Source organism: Streptomyces blastmyceticus (assembly GCF_039521185.1).
Classification (GTDB): Bacteria; Actinomycetota; Actinomycetes; order Streptomycetales; family Streptomycetaceae; genus Streptomyces; species Streptomyces blastmyceticus.
Window position 1 is genome coordinate 116,158 of the sequence record NZ_BAAABW010000027.1, and the last position, 24,360, is coordinate 140,517.

Consider the following 24,360-nt stretch of genomic DNA (forward strand, 5'->3'; position numbering starts at 1 on the left):
GTCAGGACCTTCCGAATTCATTGTTGATGATGTCGAAGATGTCGTCGGCCGAGGCGGTCTCGATCTCGATCCCGTCCTCATCGTCGGAGCCATCTCCGGAAGTGGAGCTCTCGACTTCGTGCCACTTCTTCAGCAGCGCTTCGAGCCGCGCCGTGACCTTCGCCCGTTCCCCGTTGTCGGCGGGGACGTTGGTGAGGGTGAATTCCAGCTTGTCGATCTCCGCGAGTGCCGGAAGCTGCGGTGCGGTGTCCTCTCCCAGGATCTCGGCGCGCAGCTGGGCTGCGAGCGCACCGGGTGTGGGGTAGTCGAACACCAGGGTGGCGGGGAGCCGTTGCCCGGTGGCCGCGTTCAGCCGGTTGCGGAGCTCGACCGCGGTGAGCGAGTCGAAGCCCAGCTCCTTGAACGCCCGGCCCTCCTCGACGCCCGCGATCCCGTCGTGGCCGAGTACGGCCGCGACGTGCGTACGGACCAGGTCGAGCAGGACGCGGCCGGCCTCGGGGCCGCCGAGTCCGGCCAGTCGCCCGGCCAGCGAGTCGGGTGTCTCGCCGGCGGTCTCCTCCCGCTCCCCGGCCGGCTCGGCCAGGGCGTCGCGCACCTCGGGCAGGTCGGCGATGAGCGGGCGCGGCCGGGCGGCGGTGAAGGCCGGGGCGAACCGCTCCCAGTCGACGTCGGCCACGGTCACAGTGGTCTCGTCGCCGTCCAGGGCCTGCTGGAGTGCGGCGATCGCGGAGTGCGGGGCCATCACCGGCAGGCCGCGGCGGCGCAGTTGCTCGGCCGCCTCGTCGTCCGCGACCAGCCCGCCGTCCGCCCACGGGCCCCAGGCCACCGAGGTGGCGGCCAGGCCGCGCGCCCGGCGCTGTTCGGCGAGCGCGTCGAGGAAGGCGTTGGCCGCGGAGTACGCGCCCTGCCCACCACTGCCCCACACCCCGGCGATCGACGAGAAGAGGACGAAGGCGTCCAGTTCCGTGTCGCCGAGCAGCGCGTCCAGGTGGACGGCGCCGGTGACCTTGGCGTCCAGCACCTCGGCGATGTCCGCCGGGCCGGTCTCGTCGAGCGGGGCGAACTGCCCGGCGCCCGCCGTGTGCACCACGGCGGTCAGCGGGGAGTCCGCCGGCACGGCAGCCAGCAGCCCGGCCACGGCGTCCCGGTCGGTGACGTCGCAGCCGACGACGGTCACCCGGGCGCCGAGCGCGACGAGTTCGTCGCGCAGCTCGGCGGCGCCGGGGGCGTCCGGGCCTCGGCGGCCCGCGAGCAGCAGGTGCTCGGCGCCGTTGCCCGCCAGCCAGCGGGCGACATGGGCGCCCAGTGCGCCGGTGCCGCCGGTCACCAGGACCGTGCCGCGCGGCCGCCAGGGCTCGCGCGCCGCCGCTGCCGGCTCGGCGCGGCCGATCCGGCGGGCCAGGATCCCGGCCGTGCGGAGGGCCAGTTGGTCCTCGTGCCCGTGCTCGCCGACGGTCCCGCCGAGCGCGGCGGCCAGCCGGTCCGCGGTCCGCTCGTCGAGCACCGCGGGCAGGTCGAGCAGTCCGCCCCAGCGCTCCGGGTGTTCGAGGGCGACGGCCCGGCCCAGGCCCCAGATCTGAGCCTGGACGGCGCTGCCGACCCGCTCCGACGGGGCGGTGGAGACCGCGCCGGTGGTGGCGCACCACAGCGGCGCGTCCCAGCCGGTCTCCCCGAGCGCCCGCACCAGGGCCGAGGTGAGCAGCAGCCCGGTGGACGCCGCGGGGTGCTCGGGGTGCGGCCGTTCGGCCAGCGCGAGCAGGGACAGCACTCCGTGCACCGGCTCCCCGGCGGACGCAGCGCGCAGTGCGGCGGCCAGTTCCACCGGATCCGAGCCGGCGGCGGACAGCTCCACCGGCCGTACGTGGGCGCCGCGTTCGGCCAGCGCGTCCACGACCGACCGTACGGTCCGGTTCCCGGTGTGCCCGGCCGGCACGGCGACCAGCCAGTTGCCGGTGACGAGCGGGACACCGTCCGGCTCGGTCAGCGGCTTCCAGCCGACGCGGTAGCGCCAGCTGTCGAGCACGGACTGCTCACGGCGACGGCGGCGCCAGGCGGACAGCGCGGGCAGCAGCGCGCTCAGCGGCTGCTCGGTGTCGATGTCCACGACGTCGGTCAGAGCGGCGAGGTCGTCGCTCTCGACGGCCTCCCAGAACCGGGCGTCGACGGGGTCCACGGCCGCCGCGGCCGTCCCGCCCCGCGCCTGCTGCGCGGAGCCTTCGAGCCAGTAGCGGTTGCGCTGGAAGGCGTACGTCGGCAGTGCGACGCGCTCGGCGCCCGTACCGGCGTGGACGGCCGCCCAGTCCGGGGTCACGCCCCGGACGTGCAGCCGGGCGAGCGCGCCCATGAGGGTTTCCGCCTCGGGGCGGCCCGCGCGCAGCACCGGGACGAAGGCGGTGTCGCCCTCGGCGGTGACGCAGTCCTGGGCCATGGCGGTGAGGACACCGTCCGGGCCCAGCTCCACGAAGGTGGTCACGCCCTGGGCCTCCAGGGCGCGCACCGCGTCGAGGAAGCGCACGGCCTCGCGGGCGTGGCGCACCCAGTAGTCGGCCTGGCCCAGCTCGTCGGTCACCGGCCGCCCGGTGACGGTGGAGACGACCGGGATGCGCGGCTCGCCGTAGCTCAGGCTCTCGGCGACCTTGCGGAAGTCGGCGAGCATCCCGTCCATGAGCGGGGAGTGGAAGGCGTGGCTGACGGTGAGCCGCTTGGTCTTGCGGCCCCGGCCGCGCAGGACCTCCGCGACCTCCAGCGCCGCGCCCTCGGCCCCGGCGATCACCACGGACTCCGGTCCGTTGACGGCGGCGACGCCCAGCTCGTGCTCACGGCCTGCCAGCAGCGGCAGCACCTCGTCCTCGGTGGCCTGCAACGCGACCATCGCGCCGCCGGCGGGCAGCGCCTGCATCAGCCTGCCGCGCGCCACCACGAGGGCGGCCGCGTGCTCCAGCGACAGCACACCGGAGACGTGGGCGGCGGCCAGCTCGCCGATGGAGTGGCCCGCCAGGAAGTCCGGCTCGATGCCCCAGGCCTCGACGAGGCGGTACAGCGCCACCTCGATCGCGAACAGCGCGGGCTGGGTGAAGCCCGTGCGGTCCAGCAGCTCAGGCTGGGTGCCGAACAGCACGTCGTACAGCGGCAGTTCCAGGTGCCGGTCCAGCTCCGCGCTCACCGCGTCCAGCGCCTCGGCGAACACCGGGCTGGACGCGTACAGCTCGCGGCCCATGCCGAACCGCTGACTGCCCTGGCCGGTGAACAGGAACGCCGTGCGGCCCTCGGCGGGCGTGCCCTGGACGACCTGCGCCGCCGACTCGCCGCGCGCCAGCGCGTCCAGGCCGGACAGCAGCTGCGCCCGGTCCGCTCCGACGACCACCGCGCGGTGCTCCAGCGCGGTGCGGGTGGTGGCCAGCGAGTACGCCAGGTCGAGCGGGCGCAGCCCCTCGGTGGCGTCCACGTACGAGCGCAGCCGCCCGGCCTGGGCCCGCAGGGCGTCGGCGCCCTTGGCGGACAGCGGCCAGGCCAGCACCTCGGGCTGCCGGTTCCCGGGGGCGGGGGCCTGTGCCGGGGCGGGCTCGGGGGCCTGCTCCAGCACCGTGTGGGCGTTGGTGCCGCTGAACCCGAAGGAGGAGACGCCGGCTCGGCGCGGGCGGCCGGTCTCCGGCCAGTCCACCGACTCGGTGAGCAGCGCGACCGCGCCCGCCGACCAGTCCACGTGCGGCGAGGGCTCGTCCACGTGCAGGGTCCGCGGCAGCACACCGTGCTCCATCGCCTTGACCATCTTGATGATTCCGGCGACACCGGCCGCGGCCTGCGTGTGCCCGATGTTGGACTTGATGGCGCCCACCCACAGCGGGCGCTCCTCCGGGCGGTCCTGGCCGTAGGTGGCCAGCAGGGCCTGCGCCTCGATGGGGTCGCCCAGGCGGGTGCCGGTGCCGTGCGCCTCGACCGCGTCCACGTCCGCGGCCGAAAGTCCGGCGCCGGCCAGTGCCTTGCGGATGACGCGCTGCTGCGCGGGGCCGTTGGGCGCCGTGAGTCCGTTGCTGGCGCCGTCCTGGTTGATGGCGGAGCCACGGACGACGGCGAGGACGGGGTGGCCGTTGCGCCGTGCGTCGGAGAGCCGCTCGACGAGCAGCATGCCGACGCCCTCGCCCCAGCCGGTGCCGTCGGCGGCCGCCGCGAACGCCTTGACGCGGCCGTCGGGCGCCAGCCCGCGCTGGCGGCTGAACTCGATGTACGCGCCGGGGCTGGACATCACCGTCACACCACCGGCCAGCGCGATCGAGCACTCGCCGGCGCGCAGCGCCTGGATCGCCCAGTGCAGGGCGACCAGCGAGGAGGAGCACGCGGTGTCGACGGTGACCGCCGGGCCTTCGAGGCCGAAGGTGTAGGCGAGGCGGCCGGAGACGACGCTGGCGGCGTTGCCCGTGCCCAGGTAGCCCTCGACGTCCTCGGGGATGTCGCGCAGCGCCGAGTCGTAGTCCTGCCCGTTGGAGCCGACGAAGACACCGGCGGAGGTGCCGCGCAGGGTGGCCGGGTCGATGCCCGCCCGCTCGAACAGCTCCCAGGACGTCTCCAGCAGCAGCCGCTGCTGCGGGTCCATCGCCAGGGCCTCGCGCGGCGAGATCCCGAAGAACGCGGCGTCGAACTGGCCCGCGTCGTAGAGGAATCCGCCTTCGCGGGCGTAGAAGGTGCCGCGCCGGTCCGGGTCCGGGTCGTAGAGCGCGTCCAGGTCCCAGCCGCGGTCGGCCGGGAAGTCCCCGATCGCGTCCTGGCCAGCCGTCAGCAGCGCCCACAGCTCCTCGGGGGTGCGCACACCGCCGGGGAACCGGCAGCTCATCGCGACGATCGCGATCGGGTCGTCGTCGACCGGCGCGGCCTGCGGCAGGTCCGGGACGGCGGGGACGGCCGCGGTGCCCACCAGCTCGGCCCGCAGATAGCCGGCCAGCGAAGAGGCGGACGGGTAGTCGAAGATCAGCGTCGCGGGCAGCTGTACGCCGCTGGCGGCACCCAGTCGGTTGCGCAGCTCGACGGCGGTCAGCGAGTCGAAGCCCAGCTCCCGGAAGGCCCGTTCGGCTCCCACCGAACCCGGGTCGTCGTGTCCGAGAACGGCCGCGACGTGCGTACGGACCAGCTCCAGCACCGCACGGTCCTGCTCCGCCGGGGCGAGCCCGGCCAGCCGCTCCGCGAGCGAGGAGCCGACCGTGGCATCGCCCTGCGCCGTGTGGTCCGCCAGTGCCTCACGGACCTCCGGCAGCTCGGTGAGCAGCGGGCCGGGGCGTGCGGCGGTGAAGCCGGGCGCGAAGAGCTCCCAGTCGATGTCCGCGACCGTGAGCACGGTCTCGTCCAGGTCAAGCGCCCGCTGCAGCGCGGCCATCGCCAACTCGGACGCCATCGGCGGCATGCCCTCGCGGCGCAGGCGCTGCTCCAGCACGTCGTCCGCGGCCATACCGGAACCGGCCCACGGGCCCCACGCGACGGACGTCGCGGGAAGACCCTCGGCACGGCGCCGCTCGGCCAGCGCGTCCAAATAGGCGTTGGCAGCCGCGTAATTGGCCTGTCCGGCGGCGCCCAGCGTCCCCGATATCGAGGAGAAGAGGACGAACGCGGAGAGGTCCAGCTCGCGCGTCAGCTCGTCCAGAACTGCGGCAGCGTCCACCTTGGCGCGGAGGACGGTGGCGAAGCGCTCGGGGGTGAGCGCGTCCAGGACGCCGTCGTCCAGCACACCGGCGGCGTGCACCACGGCCGTCAGCGGCAGTTCGGCAGGCAGCTCCGCCAGGAGACCGGCCAGGGCCTCCCGGTCGGCCACATCGCAAGCCACGACCGTGACCTGAGCGCCCAGCGCGACGAGTTCATCGCGCAGCTCGGCCACGCCCGGAGCGTCCAGGCCACGACGGCTGGTCAGCACCAGATGCTCGGCACCTCGCTCCGCCAGCCAACGGGCCACATGCGCACCCAGCGCACCCGTACCACCGGTGACCAGCACCGAGCCGGCACCCGGCACCCAGCCATCACCGGTCACAGCCGGAACGGAAGCCCGCACCAACCGACGCCCGAACACACCCGAACTACGAACAGCGGCCTCGTCCTCGGCCCGCCCGGACAGCAGCCCGGCCAGCCGCGTCAGCGCCCGCTCGTCCACCGACTCCGGCAGATCGACCAGACCACCCCAACGCTCCGGAGACTCCAGAGCAGCGACCCGGCCCAGACCCCAGGTCAACGCCTGCGCAGGATCGACAAGACCATCGGAACGGCCCACCGACACCGCACCACGCGTGGCCAGCCACAACGGGGCACCAATACCGGCATCGCCAAGCGCCTGCACCAACGCAACATTGCCCAGCAGCCCGGACTCACCGCCCGCAACAGCCAGCAGCGAGAACACACCCGCCACCGGACCATCACCGGCCTCAACACGCAACCGCTCAGCCACACTCACGCGGCCGGCATCGACACCCAGCCCGACCACCCGAGCCTGCGCACCACACTCGGAGAACACCCGCGCAACAGCATCGGCCCACAGCCCCTCGCCCTCCGGAGCCACAACCAGCCACACACCGGACAACACACCGGCCGCAGGGAGAGCCACCGGCTTCCAGGACACCTGGTAACGCCAGCCGTCCACGGTGGACTGCTCCGCCTGCTGGTGCCGCCACGAGGACAGCGCCGGGAGCAGCGCCTCCAACGCGCCCTCGCCTGCGGCTTCCACCCCCAGGGTGGCCACGAGCGAGGCGAGATCCTCGCGCTCCACGGCTTCCCAGAAGCGGTCCGTACCGATCGTCGCGGGTGAAGCGGTGGCGGTGGTCTGGATGTCCAGCCAGTAGCGCTGCCGCTGGAAGGCGTACGTCGGCAGCTCCACCCGCTGCGTGCCGGTGCCGGCGAAGAACGCCGTCCAGTCCGGGGCCCCGCCCCGCACGAACAGCTGCGCAAGCGCGCCGACCGCGGCCTCGGCCTCCGGCCGCCCCTTGCGCAGGGCGGCGACGAGCGCCGCGCCCTCGCCGGTGAGGCAGTCCTGCGCCATCGCCGTCAACACACCGTCGGGGCCGAGCTCGACGAAGGTGGTGACGCCCTTGGCCTCAAGGGCGCGGATGCCGTCGAGGAAGCGGACCGCCTCGCGGACGTGCCGCACCCAGAAGTCCGGGCTGGTGATCTCCTCGGCGGAGACCAGCGCACCGGTGAGGTTGGAGACGATCGGGATACGCGGGGCCTCGTACGACAGCCCCTCGGCCACCGCACGGAACTCCTCCAACATCCCGTCCATACGCGGCGAGTGGAAGGCATGCGAGACCGTCAGGCGCTTGGTCTTACGACCCTGCGCCTCGAAAACGGCCGCAATCGCAAGCGCCGCGTCCTCGTCGCCCGCAATCACCACAGAAGCAGGGCCGTTGAGGGCGGCAATGCTGACACCCTCCGTCAGCAGCGGAAGAACCTCGTCCTCCGACGCCTGCACCGCGATCATCGCGCCACCGGCCGGAAGCTCCTGCATCAGACGACCACGAGCCGCCACCAAAGTGCAGGCATCCGCCAGCGACAGCACCCCCGCCACATGCGCAGCAGCCAGCTCACCGATCGAATGACCGGAGAGGAAGTCAGCCTTCACACCCCACGACTCGACCAGACGGAACAGCGCCACCTCGACCGCGAACAACGCGGGCTGAGTGAAGGCCGTACGGTCCAGCATCGAGGCGTCATCACCGAACAGCACGCTCTTCAGCGGCAGTTCGAGATGCGCGTCCAGCTCCGCGCACACCGCGTCCAGCGCCGCCGCGAACACCGGGAACGCGGCGTACAGCTCACGCCCCATGCCCAGCCGCTGGCTGCCCTGACCCGTGAACAGGAACGCTGTCCTGCCACCGGCCACCGAGCCGCGCGTCACGCCCGTGGCCGGCTCGTCGGCGGCCAGGGCCGCCAGGCCCCGGAGGAAGCCCTCGCGGTCCTGGGCGACGAGCACCGCGCGGTCCTCGAAGGCCGCGCGGCCGGTCGCCAGGGAGCGGCCGATGCCGACCGCGTCGAAGTCCCCGCCGGACAGCAGGTGGTCGCGGAGCCGGCGGGCCTGGTCGCGCAGGGCGCCCTGGCCGACGGCCGAGAGCGGCCACGGCACGACCGGCAGCGACACCGCGACCGTGGCACCGGCCGACGCCTCGACCGGGGGCTGCTCGATGATCGTGTGCGCGTTGGTGCCGCTGATACCGAAGGACGAGACACCCGCACGACGCGGACGGCCGGTCTCCGGCCACTCCACCGACTCGGTCAACAGCGAGACCGCGCCGGCCTCCCAGTCGATCTTCGATGAGGGCTCGTCGACGTGCAGGGTGCGCGGCAGCACGCCGTTGCGCATCGCCATGACCATCTTGATGATGCCGGCGACACCGGCGGCGGCCTGGGTGTGGCCGATGTTGGACTTGATCGAACCCAGCCACAGCGGCTGGTCCGCGGACTTCTCCCGGCCGTACGTCGCCAGCAGGGCCTGCGCCTCGATCGGGTCACCCAGCGTCGTACCCGTACCGTGCGCCTCGACCACGTCCACCTCGGTCGCCGACAGACCGGCACTGGCCAGCGCCTGGCGGATCACCCGCTGCTGCGACGGGCCGTTCGGCGCCGTCAGACCGTTGCTCGCACCGTCCTGGTTCACCGCGGAACCACGCACGACCGCAAGCACCGGGTGACCGTTCCTGCGCGCGTCCGAGAGCCGCTCCACGAGCAGCATGCCCGCGCCCTCGGACCAGCCCGTGCCGTCCGCCGCGGCCGCGAAGGACTTGCAGCGGCCGTCGGTCGACAACCCGCGCTGGCGGCTGAAGTCGATGAAGGTCTCCGGGGTCGCCATCACGGCCACACCACCGGCGAGCGCCATCGAGCACTCGCCGTTGCGCAGCGCCTGGATCGCCCAGTGCAGGGCGACCAGCGACGACGAGCATGCCGTGTCGATGGTGACGGCCGGGCCCTCCAGGCCGAAGGTGTACGCGACCCGGCCGGAGGCGATGCTGCCCGCGTTGCCGGTGCCGATGTATCCCTCGACGCCGTCCGGTATGCCGTCCATGCCGGTGACGTAGTCGTGGTACATGACGCCCGCGAAGACGCCGGTGCGGCTGCCGCGCAGGGTGGCCGGGTCGATGCCCGCGCGCTCGAAGGCTTCCCAGGACGTCTCCAGCAGCAGGCGCTGCTGCGGGTCCATGGCGAGAGCCTCGCGCGGCGAGATCCCGAAGAACGCCGCGTCGAAGTCGGCGACGTCGTGCAGGAAGCCGCCCTCGCGGGTGTAGCTGGTGCCCGCGTGGTCGGGGTCCGGGTGGTAGAGGCCGTCCAGGTCCCAGCCGCGGTCGGCCGGGAAGCCGGAGATGCCGTCGCCGCCGGTGGCGACGAGGCGCCACAGGTCCTCCGGCGACTGCACGCCGCCGGGGAAGCGGCAGCCCATGCCGACGATCGCGATCGGGTCGTCGTCGACCGGTGCGAGCGCCGCGGACGCGACGGCCGGCGCGGTGACGGCGGCCGGTGCGGTGTCCAGCAGCTCGTCCCGCAGGTGGCCGGCCAGGGCGGCGGGCGTCGGGTAGTCGAAGACGAGGGTGGCCGGGAGGCGCAGCCCGGTGACGGTCTTGAGGTCGTTGCGCAGCTCGACGGCGGTGAGCGAGTCGAAGCCCAGCTCCTTGAAGGCGCGCGTGGCCTCGACGGCCTCCGCACCGGCGTAGCCGAGCACGGCCGCGACCCGGCCGCTGACCAACTCCAGCAGAGCGGCGTCCTGTTCGGCGGCCGTCGGCAGCGCGCGCAGCCGCTGGGCCAGCGAGGAGCCGTCGGCGGCCGCGGCCGCGACGGCCGCGCGCCGTACCGGCACCCGCACGAGTCCGCGCAGCAGCGCCGGTACGGTCCCGGTGTCGTTGGCCTCGGCGCGCAGCCCCTCGTGGTCGAGCCGCATCGGGAACAGGACGGTCGTGCCGTCCGCGCGGGCGGCGTCGAAGAGCGCGAGGCCCTCTTCCGCTGCCAGCGGGGCGACGCCGCCGCGGGCGATGCGCCGCAGGTCCGTCCGGTCCAGGTTCCCGGCCATGCCGTCGCCGCCCCACAGGCCCCACGCCAGCGCGGTAGCCGGCAGACCCTCGGCGGCCCGGTGCTGGGCCAGGGCCTCCAGGAAGGAGTTGGCGGCCGCGTAGCTGGCCTGTCCCGGAGCGCCGAACGCGGCGGCCGCGCCGGAGAACAGCACGAAGGCGGCCAGGTCCAGGTCGCGGGTCAGCTCGTGGAGGTTGAGCGCGGCGTCGACCTTGGGCCGCAGAACGCGTGCGACACGCTCCGGCGTCAGCGAGCCGATGACGCCGTCGTCCAGCACACCGGCTGCGTGCACCACGCCGGTCAGCGGGTGCTCGGCCGGAATGGCCGAGATCACGGAAGCCAGCGCGTCCCGGTCGGCCACGTCGCACGCCGCCCAGACCGTCTCGGCACCCGACTCGGCCAGCTCGGCGGCCAGTTCCGCCGCGCCCGGGGCGTCGCCGCCCCTGCGGCTCACCAGCAGCAGTCGGCGTACGCCGTGCTCGGCGACCAGGTGCCGGGCGAAGAGACCGCCCAGCTGACCGCCGGCGCCGGTGATCAGCACGGTGCCCTCGGGCGCGAACTCCCGCTTCTCGCGGGTGTCTTCGCCGTCGTCCGCGACCGGCACCCGGGCCAGTCGCGGCGCCAGGGCCGCGCCGTCGCGCAGCGCCAGCTCCGGCTCGTCCACGGCGAGCGCGGCGAGCACCTTGCGGAGAGAGTCCGGCCGCCCGTCCACGTCGAGCAGCGTCAGCCGGCCGGGGTTCTCCGACTGCGCGGAGCGGAACAGACCGCGCGCCGCGGCAATCGGCAGGTCGGCGATGCCCGCTCCGGCCTCCGTCTCCACCGCCTCGCGCGTCAGCAGCACCAGCCGCGACTCGGCGAACCGCTCGTCGGCCAGCCAGGACCGCACCAGATCGAGCGTGCGCAGGGTGGTGGCGTGCACGGCGGACGCGGCGTCGGCCCCGGCGGCCTCGCCGCCGCTGACGAACACGGTGTGCGGTACGGGCGCACCGGCGTCGAGGGCCGTGCCCAGCACCGACAGATCGTCGTACGCGCCCAGCCGGATCCCGGCCCCGAACGCGGCCTGGAGCTCGGCCAGTTCGGCGGCGCCAGCGCCCAGCACGGCCCAGTCGCCCGCCGCGGCGTCCACCGCGGGCACCGGTACGGGCGTCCAGTGGAGCCGGAACAGCGACTCGTGCAGCCCGCTCCGGGCGGCGCGCACCTGCTCGGCGGAGGCCGCGCGGAGCGCCACCGACTCGACGGTGGCGACCGGTGCCCCGGTGCCGTCGGCCACCAGCAGCGCTACGGAGTTCTCCGACTGCTCGGTCAGCCGAACCCGGAGCGCGCCCGCACCGGCGGCCAGCAGCTGTACGCCGTTCCATGCGAAGGGCAGCAGCGCGCCCTCGGTCAGCGCGGCCTCCCGGTCCGGGCTGTCCAGCCCGATGACGTGCAGACAGGCGTCGAGCAATGCGGGGTGCAGGCCGAACCGGTCCGCCTCCGCGCCCCGTACGCCCGGCATGTCCTCGGCCGTCGGCAGCACGACCTCGGCGAAGAGCTCGGCGCCGAGCCGCCAGGCGCCCGTGAGCCCCTGGAACACCGGCCCGTATCCGAGACCGGCCCCGGCCAGCTCCTCGTAGAGACCGTCGACGGGGATCGCGGAAGCACCCTGCGGCGGCCATACGGTGAGGTCGCCGGGCGTGCTCTCGGCGGCGGCCGCCAGCACACCGGTGGCGTGCCGCGTCCACGGCTCGGTCGGGAGCGCGTCCTGCCGGCGCGAGTGCAGGCTGAACGAGCGGCGACCGGACTCGTCCGGCCCGCCCACGACGAGCTGCAGCTGTACCGCGACCCGCTCCGGCAGGACCAGCGGCGCCTCCAGCGTCAGCTCGTCCAGCCGCTCGCAGCCGACCTGGGCACCGGCGTGCAGCGCCAGCTCGACGAAGGCCGTGCCCGGCAGCAGCACGGTGTCCATGACGGCGTGATCGGCCAGCCACGGATGCGTACGAGTGGCCAGCAGCGCGGTGAACAGGAAGCCGTCGGCGTCGGCCAGCGGCACCGCCGCGCCCAGCAGCGGGTGGTCCGTTCCGCCCAGCCCGATCGACTCGGGGTCCCCGGCCGCCGGGGTGGCGGCGGGCCAGTAGCGCTGCCCCTGGAAGGGGTACGTCGGCAGCGCGGCAGGTGCGATCCGGCGGGCGCCGGTGCCCGCGTAGTACGCGGCCCAGTCCGGCGTCACACCACGCACGTGCAGTCGGGCGACAGCCTGGACCAGCGCCTCGGCCTCCGGACGACCCTTGCGCAGCCCGGCCACGAACGCAGCCTCGACGCCGGTGACGCAGTCCTGCGCCATCGCGGTGAGGATGCCGTCGGGGCCGAGCTCGACGAAGGTGGTGACGCCCTGCGCCTCCAGCACCTGCACGCCGTCCACGAAGCGCACGGCTTCACGGACGTGGCGGACCCAGAAGTCCGGGTTGGTGATCTCGTCTGCGGAGACCAGTGCGCCGGTGAGGTTGGAGACGATCGGGATGCGCGGGGCCTCGTACGTCAGGCCCTCGGCCACCGCACGGAACTCCTCCAACATGCCGTCCATACGCGGCGAGTGGAAGGCATGCGAGACCGTCAGACGCTTGGTCTTACGACCCTGCGCCTCGAAACCGGCCGCGATCTCAAGCGCCGCATCCTCGTCACCCGCGATCACCACGGAAGAAGGGCCGTTGAGGGCGGCAATGCTGACACCCTCGGTCAGCAGCGGAAGAACCTCGTCCTCCGAAGCCTGCACCGCGATCATCGCGCCACCGGCAGGAAGCTCCTGCATCAGACGACCACGAGCCGCCACCAAAGTGCAGGCATCCTCAAGCGAGAGCACCCCTGCCACATGTGCAGCGGCCAGCTCACCGATCGAGTGCCCCGACAGGAAGTCCGGCGTAATACCCCACGCCTCGACGAGGCGGAACAGCGCCACCTCGACCGCGAACAACGCGGGCTGAGTGAAAGCCGTCCGGTCCAGCACCGAAGCGTCATCACCGAACAGCACCGACTTCAACGGCAGTTCGAGGTGCGCGTCGAAGTGCGCACAGACAGCGTCCAGAGCATCCGCGAACACCGGGAAGGCGTCGCACAGCTCACGGCCCATGCCGAGTCGCTGGCTGCCCTGACCCGTGAAGAGGAACGCCGTCTTGCCCTCGGCGACCGAACCCTCGACCAGACCCGCCGCCGACTCACCACGCGCCAGCGCGTCCAGCGCGGCGAGCAGCTCGTCCCGGTCACCCGCCGTCAGGACCGCGCGGCGCTCCAGCGCGGCGCGGCCGACAGCCAGTGAGTGGGCGAGGTCGAGCAGTTCCGTCTCGGGTCGCGCGTCGATGAACGAGCGCACCCGGGCGGCTTGTTCGGCCAGCGCCTCGGCACCCTTGGCCGACAGCGCGAACTTAAGCGGGGCGAGGCCCGGCTCCGCCGTCTCCGGAGCGTCTTCCTCGGTTACGGGTGCCTGTTCGATGATGGTGTGCGCGTTGGTGCCGCTGATGCCGAAGGACGACACACCCGCACGACGCGGACGGCCCCCCTCCGGCCAGTCGACGGCCTCGGTCAACAGCGAGACCGCGCCGACCGACCAGTCCACGTGCGGCGTCGGCTCATCGACATGCAGGGTCCGCGGCAGCACACCGTGCTCCATCGCCAGCACCATCTTGATGATGCCGGCGACACCGGCGGCCGCCTGCGTGTGACCGATGTTGGACTTGATCGAACCCAGCCACAGCGGCTGGTCCGCGGACTTCTCCCGGCCGTACGTCGCCAGCAGCGCCTGCGCCTCGATCGGGTCACCAAGTGTCGTACCCGTACCGTGCGCCTCGACCGCGTCGACCTCGGTCGCCGACAGACCGGCACTGGCCAGCGCCTGGCGGATGACCCGCTGCTGCGCGGGGCCGTTGGGGGCGGTCAGGCCGTTGCTCGCACCGTCCTGGTTCACCGCGGAACCACGCACGATCGCCAGCACCGGGTGACCGTTGCGCCGGGCGTCGGAGAGCCGCTCGACGAGCAGCATGCCGACGCCCTCGCCCCAGCCCGTACCGTCCGCACCGGCCGCGAACGCCTTGATCCGGCCGTCCGAGGCCAGTCCGCGCTGGCGGCTGAAGTCGATGAAGTTCTCGGGGGTCGACATCACGGTCACACCACCGGCGAGCGCCAGCGAGCACTCGCCGTTGCGCAGCGCCTGGACGGCCAGGTGCAGGGCGACCAGCGAGGACGAGCACGCGGTGTCGACGGTGACGGCCGGGCCTTCGAGGCCGAAGGTGTAGGCGAGGCGACCGGAGACGACGCTGGCGGCGTTGCCCGTGCCCAGGTGACCCTCAAGCCCCTCGGGCGCCTTCATCAGCAGCGACAGGTAGTCCTGACCGTTGGTGCCCGCGAAGACACCGACCTGCTGACCGCGCAGCGCGACCGGGTCGATGCCCGCCCGCTCGAACGCCTCCCACGACGTCTCCAGCAGCAGGCGCTGCTGCGGGTCCATGGCGAGGGCCTCACGCGGCGAGATCCCGAAGAACGCCGCGTCGAACTCCGCCACGTCGTAAAGGAAGCCACCCTCACGGGTGTACGTGGTACCCGCGTGATCCGGGTCCGGGTGATACAGCGACTCCAGATCCCAGCCACGATCGGCAGGGAACTCCGCGACCGCGTCCTGACCTGCCGTCAGCAACGCCCACAGCTCCTCGGGCGAACGCACCCCACCCGGGAACCGGCAACTCATCGCCACGATCGCGATCGGATCGTCGTCCGCCGCAGCCGACGGCGCAACCGGGACGGCTCCCGCCGCCGCCGGGTCCAGCTCGCCCAACAGCTCCGTGCGCAGGTAACCGGCGAGCTCGGTCGCGGTCGGGTAGTCGTAGACGAGCGTCGACGAAAGGCGCAGGCCCGTCGCCGAGTTCAGACGGTTGCGCAGCTCGACGGCGGTCAGCGAGTCGAAGCCCAGCTCCTTGAACGCCCGCCCGGCCTCGACCGCGTCGGCACCGCCGTGCCCGAGCACCTCGGCGACGTGCGTACGCACCAGCTCCAGCAGAGCCTGCTCGCGCTCGACCTCGCTCTGCCCGGCCAGCCGCTCCGCCAGGGTGCCACCGCCGGTGGCGACCACGCGAGGAGTGCCGACGGCGGTGGGCTCCGTACGGCCGGAGACCAGTTCGGCGAGCAGCGGGCCGGGGCGTGCGGCGGTGAAGCCGGGTGCGAAGAGCTCCCAGTCGATGTCCGCGACCGTGAGCACGGTCTCGTCCAGATCGAGCGCCCGCTGCAGCGCGGCCATCGCCAACTCGGACGCCATCGGCGGGATACCGTCGCGGCGCATGCGCTGCTCCAGCGCGCCATCCGCGGCCATGCCCGAACCGGCCCACGGACCCCACGCGACGGACGTCGCGGGAAGACCCTCGGCACGACGCCGCTCGGCCAGCGCATCCAAATAGGCGTTGGCAGCAGCGTAGTTACCCTGCCCCGCGGCGCCCAGCGAACCAGCGATCGAGGAGAAGAGGACGAACGCGGACAGGTCCAACCCGCGCGTCAGCTCGTCCAGGTTGGCAGCAGCCTCCACCTTCGCGCGGAGCACGGTGGCAAAGCGCTCAGGGGTGAGCGCGTCCAGCACACCGTCGTCCAGCACACCGGCCGCGTGCACCACAGCAGTCAGCGGCAGCTCCGCCAGCAGCTCGGCCAGGGCCTCCCGGTCGGCCACGTCGCAAGCCGCGACCGTGACCTGAGCGCCAAGCTCGACGAGTTCATCACGCAGCTCGGCCGCGCCCGGCGCGTCCAGACCACGACGGCTGGTCAGCACCAGATGCTCGGCACCTCGCTCCGCCAGCCAGCGGGCCACATGCGCACCCAGCGCACCCGTACCACCCGTCACCAACACCGAGCCGGCGCCCGGCACCCAGCCATCACCGGTCACAGCCGGAACGAAAGCCCGCACCAACCGACGCCCGAACACACCCGAACCACGAACAGCGGCCTCGTCCTCAGCCCGCCCGGACAACAACCCGACCAGCCGAGCCAGCGCCCGCTCGTCCACCGACTCCGGCAGATCAACCAGACCACCCCAACGCTCCGGAACCTCCAGAGCCACAACACGGCCCAGACCCCAGGTCAACGCCTGCGCAGGATCGACAAGACCATCGGAACGACCCACCGACACCGCACCACGAGTGGCCAGCCACAACCGCGCATCGACACCGGCATCGCCGAGCGCCTGCACCAACGCAGTGTTGCCCAGCAGCCCGGACTCACCACCCGCAACGGCCAGCAGCGAGAACACACCCGCCACCGGACCATCGCCGACCTCAACACGCAACCGCTCAGCCACACTCACACGGCCGGCATCGACACCCAGCCCGACCACCCGAGCCTGCGCACCGCACTCGGAGAACACCCGCGCAACAGCATCGGCCCACAGACCCTCGCCCTCCGGGGCCACGACCAACCACACACCGGAAAGCGCACCGGAAAGCCGGTCGGTCACCGGCTTCCACCGGGCCCGGTAGCGCCAGCCGTCCGCCATCGCGCGGTCCTGCTGCTGACGCCGCCACGTGGACAGCGCGGGCAGTACGTCGGCCAGTGACAGCTCGGGGTCGATGTCGAGTTCGGCGGCGAGCGCGCTCAGGTCGCCGCGCTCCACCACGTCCCAGAAACGCTCGTCGACAGCGCCGTGCGGCGCGGCCCCGGACGCCGACTCGACGGCTTCCTCCGCCAGCCAGAAGCGCTCGCGCTGGAAGGCATAGGTGGGCAGTTCGACCCGGCGGGCGCCGGTGCCTGCGTAGTACGCGGCCCAGTCCGGCGTCACTCCACGCACGTGCAGTCGGGCGACCGCCTGGACCAGCGCCTCCGCCTCCGGACGGCCCTTACGCAGCCCAGGCACAAACGCAGCCTCGGCGCCGGTGACGCAGTCCTGCGCCATCGCCGTCAACACACCATCGGGGCCCAGCTCGACGAAGGTGGTGACACCCTCGGCCTCCAGAACGCGGATCCCGTCGAGGAAGCGCACGGCCTCACGGACGTGACGCACCCAGAAGTCCGGGTTCGTGATCTCCTCGGCGGAGACCACCGCACCCGTCAGGTTGGAGACGATCGGGATGCGCGGAGCCTCGTACGACAGCCCCTCGGCCACCGTGCGGAACTCCTCCAACATCCCGTCCATACGCGGCGAGTGGAACGCGTGCGAGACCGTCAGACGCTTGGTCTTACGACCCTGCGCCTCGAAACCGGACGCGATCGCAAGCGCCGCATCCTCGTCACCCGCGACCACAACAGAGGCAGGGCCGTTGAGGGCGGCAATGCTGACACCCTCCGTCAGCAGGGGAAGAACCTCGTCCTCCGACGCCTGCACCGCGATCATCGCGCCACCGGCAGGAAGCTCCTGCATCAGACGACCACGAGCCGCCACCAAAGTGCAGGCATCCTCAAGCGAGAGCACCCCTGCCACATGTGCAGCGGCCAGCTCACCGATCGAGTGCCCCGACAGGAAGTCCGGCGTAATACCCCACGCTTCGACGAGGCGGAACAGCGCCACCTCGACCGCGAACAACGCGGGCTGAGTGAAAGCCGTCCGGTCCAGCACCGAAGCGTCATCACCGAACAGCACCGACTTCAACGGCAGTTCGAGGTGCGCGTCGAAGTGCGCACAGACAGCGTCCAGAGCATCCGCGAACACCGGGAACGCGCCGTACAGCTCACGGCCCATGCCGAGCCGCTGGCTGCCCTGACCCGTGAAGAGGAACGCCGTCTTGCCCTCGGCGACCGAACCCTCGACCAGACCCGCCGCCGACTCACCACGCGCCAGCGCGTCCAGCGCGGCGATGAGGTCCGCACGGTCGGCGGCGACGCCCGCCGCGCGGTCCTCCAGCGCGGCGCGGCCGGTGGCGAGGGAGAAGGCGAGGTCGGTGGCGGTCAGCTCGGGGGCGGCCCGGAGGTGGTCGGCCAGCCGGGCGGCCTGGGAGCGCAGAGCGCCGGTGCCCTTGGCGGACAGCGTCCACAGCGGTGCCACGTGCTCCGCTCCGGGGAGCACCTCGGCGGCCGGTCCCTCGCCGGGCTCGTCGCCCGTCGGCGCCTGCTCGACGATGGTGTGCGCGTTGGTGCCGCTGAGGCCGAAGGACGACACACCCGCGCGGCGCGGGCGGCCCGTCTCCGGCCACTCCACCGATTCGGTCAGCAGCGAGACAGCGCCCGCCGACCAGTCCACGTGCGGCGTCGGCTCATCGACGTGCAGCGTCCGCGGCAGCACCCCGTGGCGCATCGCCAGGACCATCTTGATGATGCCCGCGACACCGGCGGCCGCCTGCGTGTGGCCGATGTTCGACTTCACCGAACCCAGCCACAGCGGCTGCCCCTCGGCCCGCTCCTGACCGTAGGTGGCCAGCAGCGCCTGCGCCTCGATCGGGTCGCCCAGCGTCGTACCCGTACCGTGCGCCTCGACCGCGTCGACCTCGGCGGCCGACAGACCGGCACTGGCCAGCGCCTGCCGGATGACACGCTGCTGCGACGGACCGTTGGGCGCCGTCAGACCATTGCTCGCACCGTCCTGGTTGATCGCGCTACCACGCACGATCGCCAGCACCGGGTGACCGTTCTTCTGCGCGTCCGACAGCCGCTCCACGAGCAGCATGCCCACGCCCTCGCCCCAGCCCGTACCGTCCGCACCGGCCGCGAACGCCTTGATCCGGCCGTCGGAAGCCAGTCCGCGCTGACGGCTGAAGTCGACGAACGGTTCAGGGGTCGACATCACGGTCACACCGCCGGCCAGCGCCATCGAGCACTCGCCCTGACGCAGCGCCTGGACCGCCAGATGCAGCGCCACCAGCGAGGACGAGCAGGCCGTGTCGACAGTGACCGCCGGGCCTTCGAGGCCGAAGGTGTACGACACCCGGCCCGAGACCACGCTCGCCGCGTTGCCCGTGCCCAGGTGGCCCTCGAGCCCCTGCGGCACGGTGGAGACGAGCCCGGCGTAGTCCTGGCCGTTGGTGCCCGCGAAAACGCCGACCTGCCGGCCGCGCAGCGCGACCGGGTCGATGCCCGCCCGCTCGAACGCCTCCCACGACGTCTCCAGCAGCAACCGCTGCTGCGGATCCATGGCGAGCGCCTCGCGCGGCGAGATGCCGAAGAACGCCGCGTCGAACTCCGCCACGTCGTACAGGAAGCCACCCTCACGGGTGTAGGTCGTACCCGCGTGATCCGGGTCCGGGTGATACAGCGACTCCAAGTCCCAGCCACGGTCCGCCGGGAACTCCGCGACCGCATCCTGACCCGCCGTCAGCAACGCCCACAGCTCCTCGGGCGAACGCACCCCACCCGGGAACCGGCAGCTCATCGCCACAATCGCGATCGGATCGTCGTCGACGGCCACGGCAGCGGCCGTGGCCTCGATGCCGGCACCGGCGTCGGACTGCGCTCCGAGCAGCTCCGCGCGCAGATGCTCGGCGAGCGTCGCGGAGGTCGGGTAGTCGTAGACGAGCGTCGACGAAAGGCGCAGGCCTGTCGCCGAGTTGAGGCGGTTGCGCAGCTCGACGGCGGCGAGCGAGTCGAAGCCCAGCTCCTTGAACGCACGCCCGGCCTCGACCGCGTCGGCACCACCGTGCCCGAGCACCTCGGCGACGTGCGTGCGCACCAGGTCCAGCAGCAGCCGGTCCTGCTCCGCCGGGGTGAGCCCGTTCAGTCGCTCGCCCAGCGGGGACGCCACGTCGGCGTCGGTGACGACACGGGCGGCGGCCGTGGAGCCGGCCGGGGTTCCACCGGCTTCGGCGAGGTCCGCGATGAGCGGGCTGGGCCGGACGGCGGTGAGGGCGCGGGAGAAGCGGTCCCAGTCGATGTCCGCGACCGTCAGTGCGGTCTCGTCGAGGTCAAGAGCCTGCTGCAGCGCGGCGATCGCCAGGTCGGGCGCCATCGGCGGCATGCCCTCGCGGCGCATGCGCTGTTCCATCGCGTCGTCCGCGGCCATGCCGGAACCGGCCCACGGGCCCCACGCGACGGACGTCGCGGGAAGACCCTCGGCACGACGCCGCTCGGCCAGCGCGTCCAAGTACGCGTTCGCGGCGGCGTAGTTGCCCTGTCCTGCGGCGCCCAGCGTCGCGGTGACCGAGGAGAAGAGGACGAACGCGGAGAGGTCCAGCTCGCGCGTCAGCTCGTCCAGGTTGGCGGCAGCCGTCGCCTTGGCGCGGAGCACGCCCGCGAACCGCTCGGGGGTGAGCGCGTCCAGGACGCCGTCGTCCAGCACACCGGCGGCATGCACCACAGCAGTCAGCGGGAACTCGGCGGGCAGCCCCGCCAGCAGCCCGGACAGCGCGTCACGGTCCGCCACGTCACACGCGGCGATCGTCACCCGGGCACCGGATGCCGCGAGTTCGTCCCGCAGCTCCGCCGCGCCCGGGGCTTCCGGACCGCGGCGGCTGGTCAGCACCACGTGCTCGGCGCCGTTGCCCACCAGCCAGCGGGCCACTCGCGCACCCAGCGCACCCGTACCGCCCGTCACCAGCACGGAGCCGGCACCCGGCCGCCAGCCGTCCTCGGTGCCCGCGGGCACCGAGGCCCGCACCAGTCGGCGCCCGAACGCTCCGGAGTCACGGACCGCGACCTGGTCCTCGGCCCCGGCGCCGGTAAGCACCGACATCAGTCGCGTCAGCGCCCGCTCGTCCACCGACTCCGGCAGATCGACCAGACCGCCCCAGCGCTCAGGAAGCTCCAGCGCGGCGACCCGGCCCAGACCCCAGGTCAGCGCCTGCGCGGGGTCGACGAGACCGTCGGAACGGCCCACCGACACCGCGCCACGCGTGGCCAGCCACAACGGGGCATCGACACCGGCATCGCCGAGCGCCTGCACCAGAACGGCATTGCCCAGCAGCCCGGACTCACCGCCCGCAACAGCCAGCAGCGAGAACACACCCGCCACCGGACCATCACCGGCCTCAACACGCAACCGCTCGGCCGCACTCGCGCGGTCGCCGTCGACACCAAGCCGGATGACCTCGGCCTCGGCTCCGCGCCCGGAGAGCACCTGGGCGAGGCCGTCGGCCCACAGGGTCTGCCCCTCGGGGGCGACGACCAGCCAACGGCCGCTCGACGCGCTCTCCGTACGGAGAGTCAGCGGCTTCCAGAGGGCGCGGTAGCGCCAGCCGGCCACCGTGGCGCGCTCGGTGCGCTGCCGCCTCCAGGAGGACAGCGCGGGCAGCGCGGCGCTCAGCGACAGTTCGGGGTCGACGTCGAGTTCGGCGGCGAGGGCGCTCAGGTCGCCGCGCTCCACCACGTCCCAGAAGTGCTCGCCGGCCGGATCCGCCGCCGTGGCCTCCGCGCCGGACCCGGCGGGGGTGGCCATCCAGTACGACTGGCGCTGGAAGGCGTAGGTGGGCAGGTCGACGCGGCGGGCGCCGGTGCCGTCGTACGCCGCGTTCCAGTCGACCTTCTTGCCGCGGACGTACGCGCGGGCCGCGGCCAGCGTCAGGGTCTCGGCCTCGGGGCGGGAGGCGCGCAGTGCCGGGGCGTACGCCGCGTCGACGGCGTCCGGCAGGCAGTCCTGGACCATGGCCGTGAGCACGGCGTCGGGGCCCAGTTCCAGGAAGGTGGTCGCGCCGCGCTCGGCGAGGGCGCGCGCGCCGTCCAGGAAGCGCACGGCGTCCCGTACGTGCCGCACCCAGTACTCGGGCGAGCACAGCTCTTCGGCGGTGGCGAGACGGCCGGTGACGTTGGAGACGACGGGGATGCGCGGCGGCGCGTACTCCAGTGCCTGGGCCACCCGGCGGAATTCGGCGAGCATGCCGTCCATGCGCGGCGAGTGGAAGGCGTGGCTGACCGTGAGCCGCTTGGTCTTGCGGCCCTGGTCGCGGAAGGCGGTGGCGATCGCGTCCACCGCGTCCTCGTCGCCGGAGACGACCACGGAGGTGGGCCCGTTGACGGCGGCGATGCCGACGCGGTCGCCCAGCAGCGGCAGCACCTCGTCCTCGGAGGCCTGCACGGCCACCATCGCGCCGCCGGCGGGCAGTTCCTGCATCAGGCGGCCGCGGGCCGCCACCAGTGCGCAGGCGTCCTCCAGCGACAGCACACCCGCCACATGGGCGGCGGCCAGCTCGCCGATGGAGTGGCCGGCGAGCAGGTCGGGGCGCAGGCCCCACGACTCCAGCAGGCGGTGGAGGGCGACCTCGACGGCGAACAGTGCGGGCTGGGTGTAGTCGGTGCGGTCGAGCAGGGCGGCCTCGGAGGAGCCCGGCTCGGCGAAGAGGACGTCCAGCAGCGGGAGTTCCAGCTGCTCTTCCAGGTACCAGGCGGCGTCGTCCAGGGCCTCGGCGAAGACCGGGTACGTCTCGTACAGCTCGCGGCCCATGCCGAGCCGCTGGCTGCCCTGGCCGGTGAACAGGAACGCCAGCTTCCCGGCGGCCGGGGCGCCCTGGACCACGGCCGGGGAGTTGGTGCCGGTCGCGAGGTGGCGCAGCGCGTCCTGGAAGCCGGCGCGGTCGGCGGCGACGAGCACGGCGCGCTGCTCGAAGAGGGCGCGGGTGGTGGCCAGGGAGTGGCCGATGTCGGTGAGGGCGGGTTCCGGGTCGGCCGCCAGCCGGTCGTGGAGCCGCTCGGCCTGCTCGCGCAGGGCGGCCTCGGTCTTGGCCGACAGCGTCCAGGGCAGTACGCCGGGGACGTCCGGCTTCCCGGTGGCCTCTTCGGCCTCCGCCGGGGGCTGTTCGATGATGGCGTGGGCGTTGGTGCCGCTCATGCCGAACGAGGAGATGCCGGCGCGGCGGACCCGGTCCTCGGTCCGCGGCCAGTCGCGGGCCTCGGTCAGCAGCTCGATGTCACCGGCCGACCAGTCGACGTGCGGGGTGGGCGCGTCGACGTGCAGAGTCCGCGGCAGCGTCTCGTGCCGCATGGCCATGACCATCTTGATGATGCCGCCGACGCCGGCCGCGGCCTGGGTGTGGCCGATGTTGGACTTGAGCGAGCCCAGCAGCAGCGGCCGGTCCTCGGGGCGGTCCTGGCCGTAGGTGGCGAGCAGCGCCTGGGCCTCGATCGGGTCGCCCAGGGTGGTGCCGGTGCCGTGCGCCTCGACGACGTCGACCTCGGCCGCGGTCAGCTGGGCGTTGGCGAGCGCCTGCCGGATGACGCGCTGCTGGGCCGGGCCGCTGGGGGCGGTCAGCCCGTTGCTGGCGCCGTCCTGGTTGATGGCGGTGGAGCGGACGATCGCGAGGACCTGGTGGCCGTTCTTCCGCGCGTCGGAGAGCCGCTCGACGAGCAGCATGCCGACGCCCTCGCCCCAGGCGGTGCCGTCGGCGGCGGCGGCGAAGGGCTTGCAGCGGCCGTCGGGGGCCAGGCCGCGCTGGCGGCTGAAGGCGATGAACGAGCCGGGGTTGGCCATGACGGCGGCGCCGCCGGCCAGGGCGAGGGAGCACTCGCCGGTGCGCAGCGCCTGTACGGCCAGGTGCAGCGCCACCAGCGAGGAGGAGCAGGCGGTGTCGACGGTGACGGTGGGGCCTTCGAAGCCGAAGGTGTAGGCGATGCGGCCGGAGGCGACGCTGGCGGCGTTGCCGGTCACCAGGTAGCCCTCGAAGCCCTCTTCGGCCTCGTGCAGCCGCGGGCCGTAGTCCTGCTGTTCGGCGCCGACGAACACACCGGTGCGGCCGCCGCGGAAGCGGGCGGGGTCGATGCCGGCCCGCTCGAACGCCTCCCAGGAGGTCTCCAGCAGCAGTCGCTGCTGCGGGTCCATCGCGAGGGCCTCGCGCGGGGAGATCCCGAAGAACGCCGGGTCGAACTCGGCGGCGTCGTGCAGGAATCCGCCTTCGCGGGTGTAGCTGCTGCCCGCGCGCTCCGGGTCGGGGTCGTAAAGTCCGGCGAGATCCCAGCCGCGGCCGGTGGGGAATTCGGATATGACGTCCCGGCCGTCGGCGACGATTTCCCAGAGTTCTTCCGGGGAATGCACATCGCCGGGAAAGCGGCAGCTCATTGCGATGATGGCGACGGGCTCGCCGTCGTCGAAGGCGGCGGGGGCGGCGTCCGGGTCGGTGCCGGTGACGTCCGCGAACCCCAGCTCGGCCAGCACGTGGTGGGCCAGCTGGGCGGGGGTGGGGTGGTCGAAGGCGAGGGTGACCGGCAGCCGCAGTCCGGTGGCGGCGGTCAGCCGGCTGTGCAGGTTGACCGCGGCGATGGAGTCGAAGCCCAGGTCCTGGAAGGGCCGGTGCGGGTCGAGGGGCTCGGGCGAGGCCTCCCGCTGTGCGGCCGTGACCAGTTCGCCGACCCACTCCAGGACGGCCTCGGCACGCCCGGATTCGGGCAGGTCCGTGAGCCTTCGCCGCCACGACGACACCGCTTCGGGACCGTCGTCCCGCATTCCGGTGCTCTCGGGCGTGAAATCCTCGGACTCACTCATCATCGCGTGCC

At 73.2% G+C, this 24,360-nt stretch carries 1 protein-coding gene; it reads right to left on the bottom strand.

All coding sequences use genetic code 11. The annotated features are described in order from the left end of the window. Position 1: 1 nt before the first annotated feature. The gene (locus ABD269_RS27410) at positions 2-24,352 is read right to left on the bottom strand and encodes a type I polyketide synthase (protein WP_344122135.1); all 24,351 of its coding nucleotides are present in this window, start codon (positions 24,350-24,352) and stop codon (positions 2-4) included. Positions 24,353-24,360: the final 8 nt, after the last annotated feature.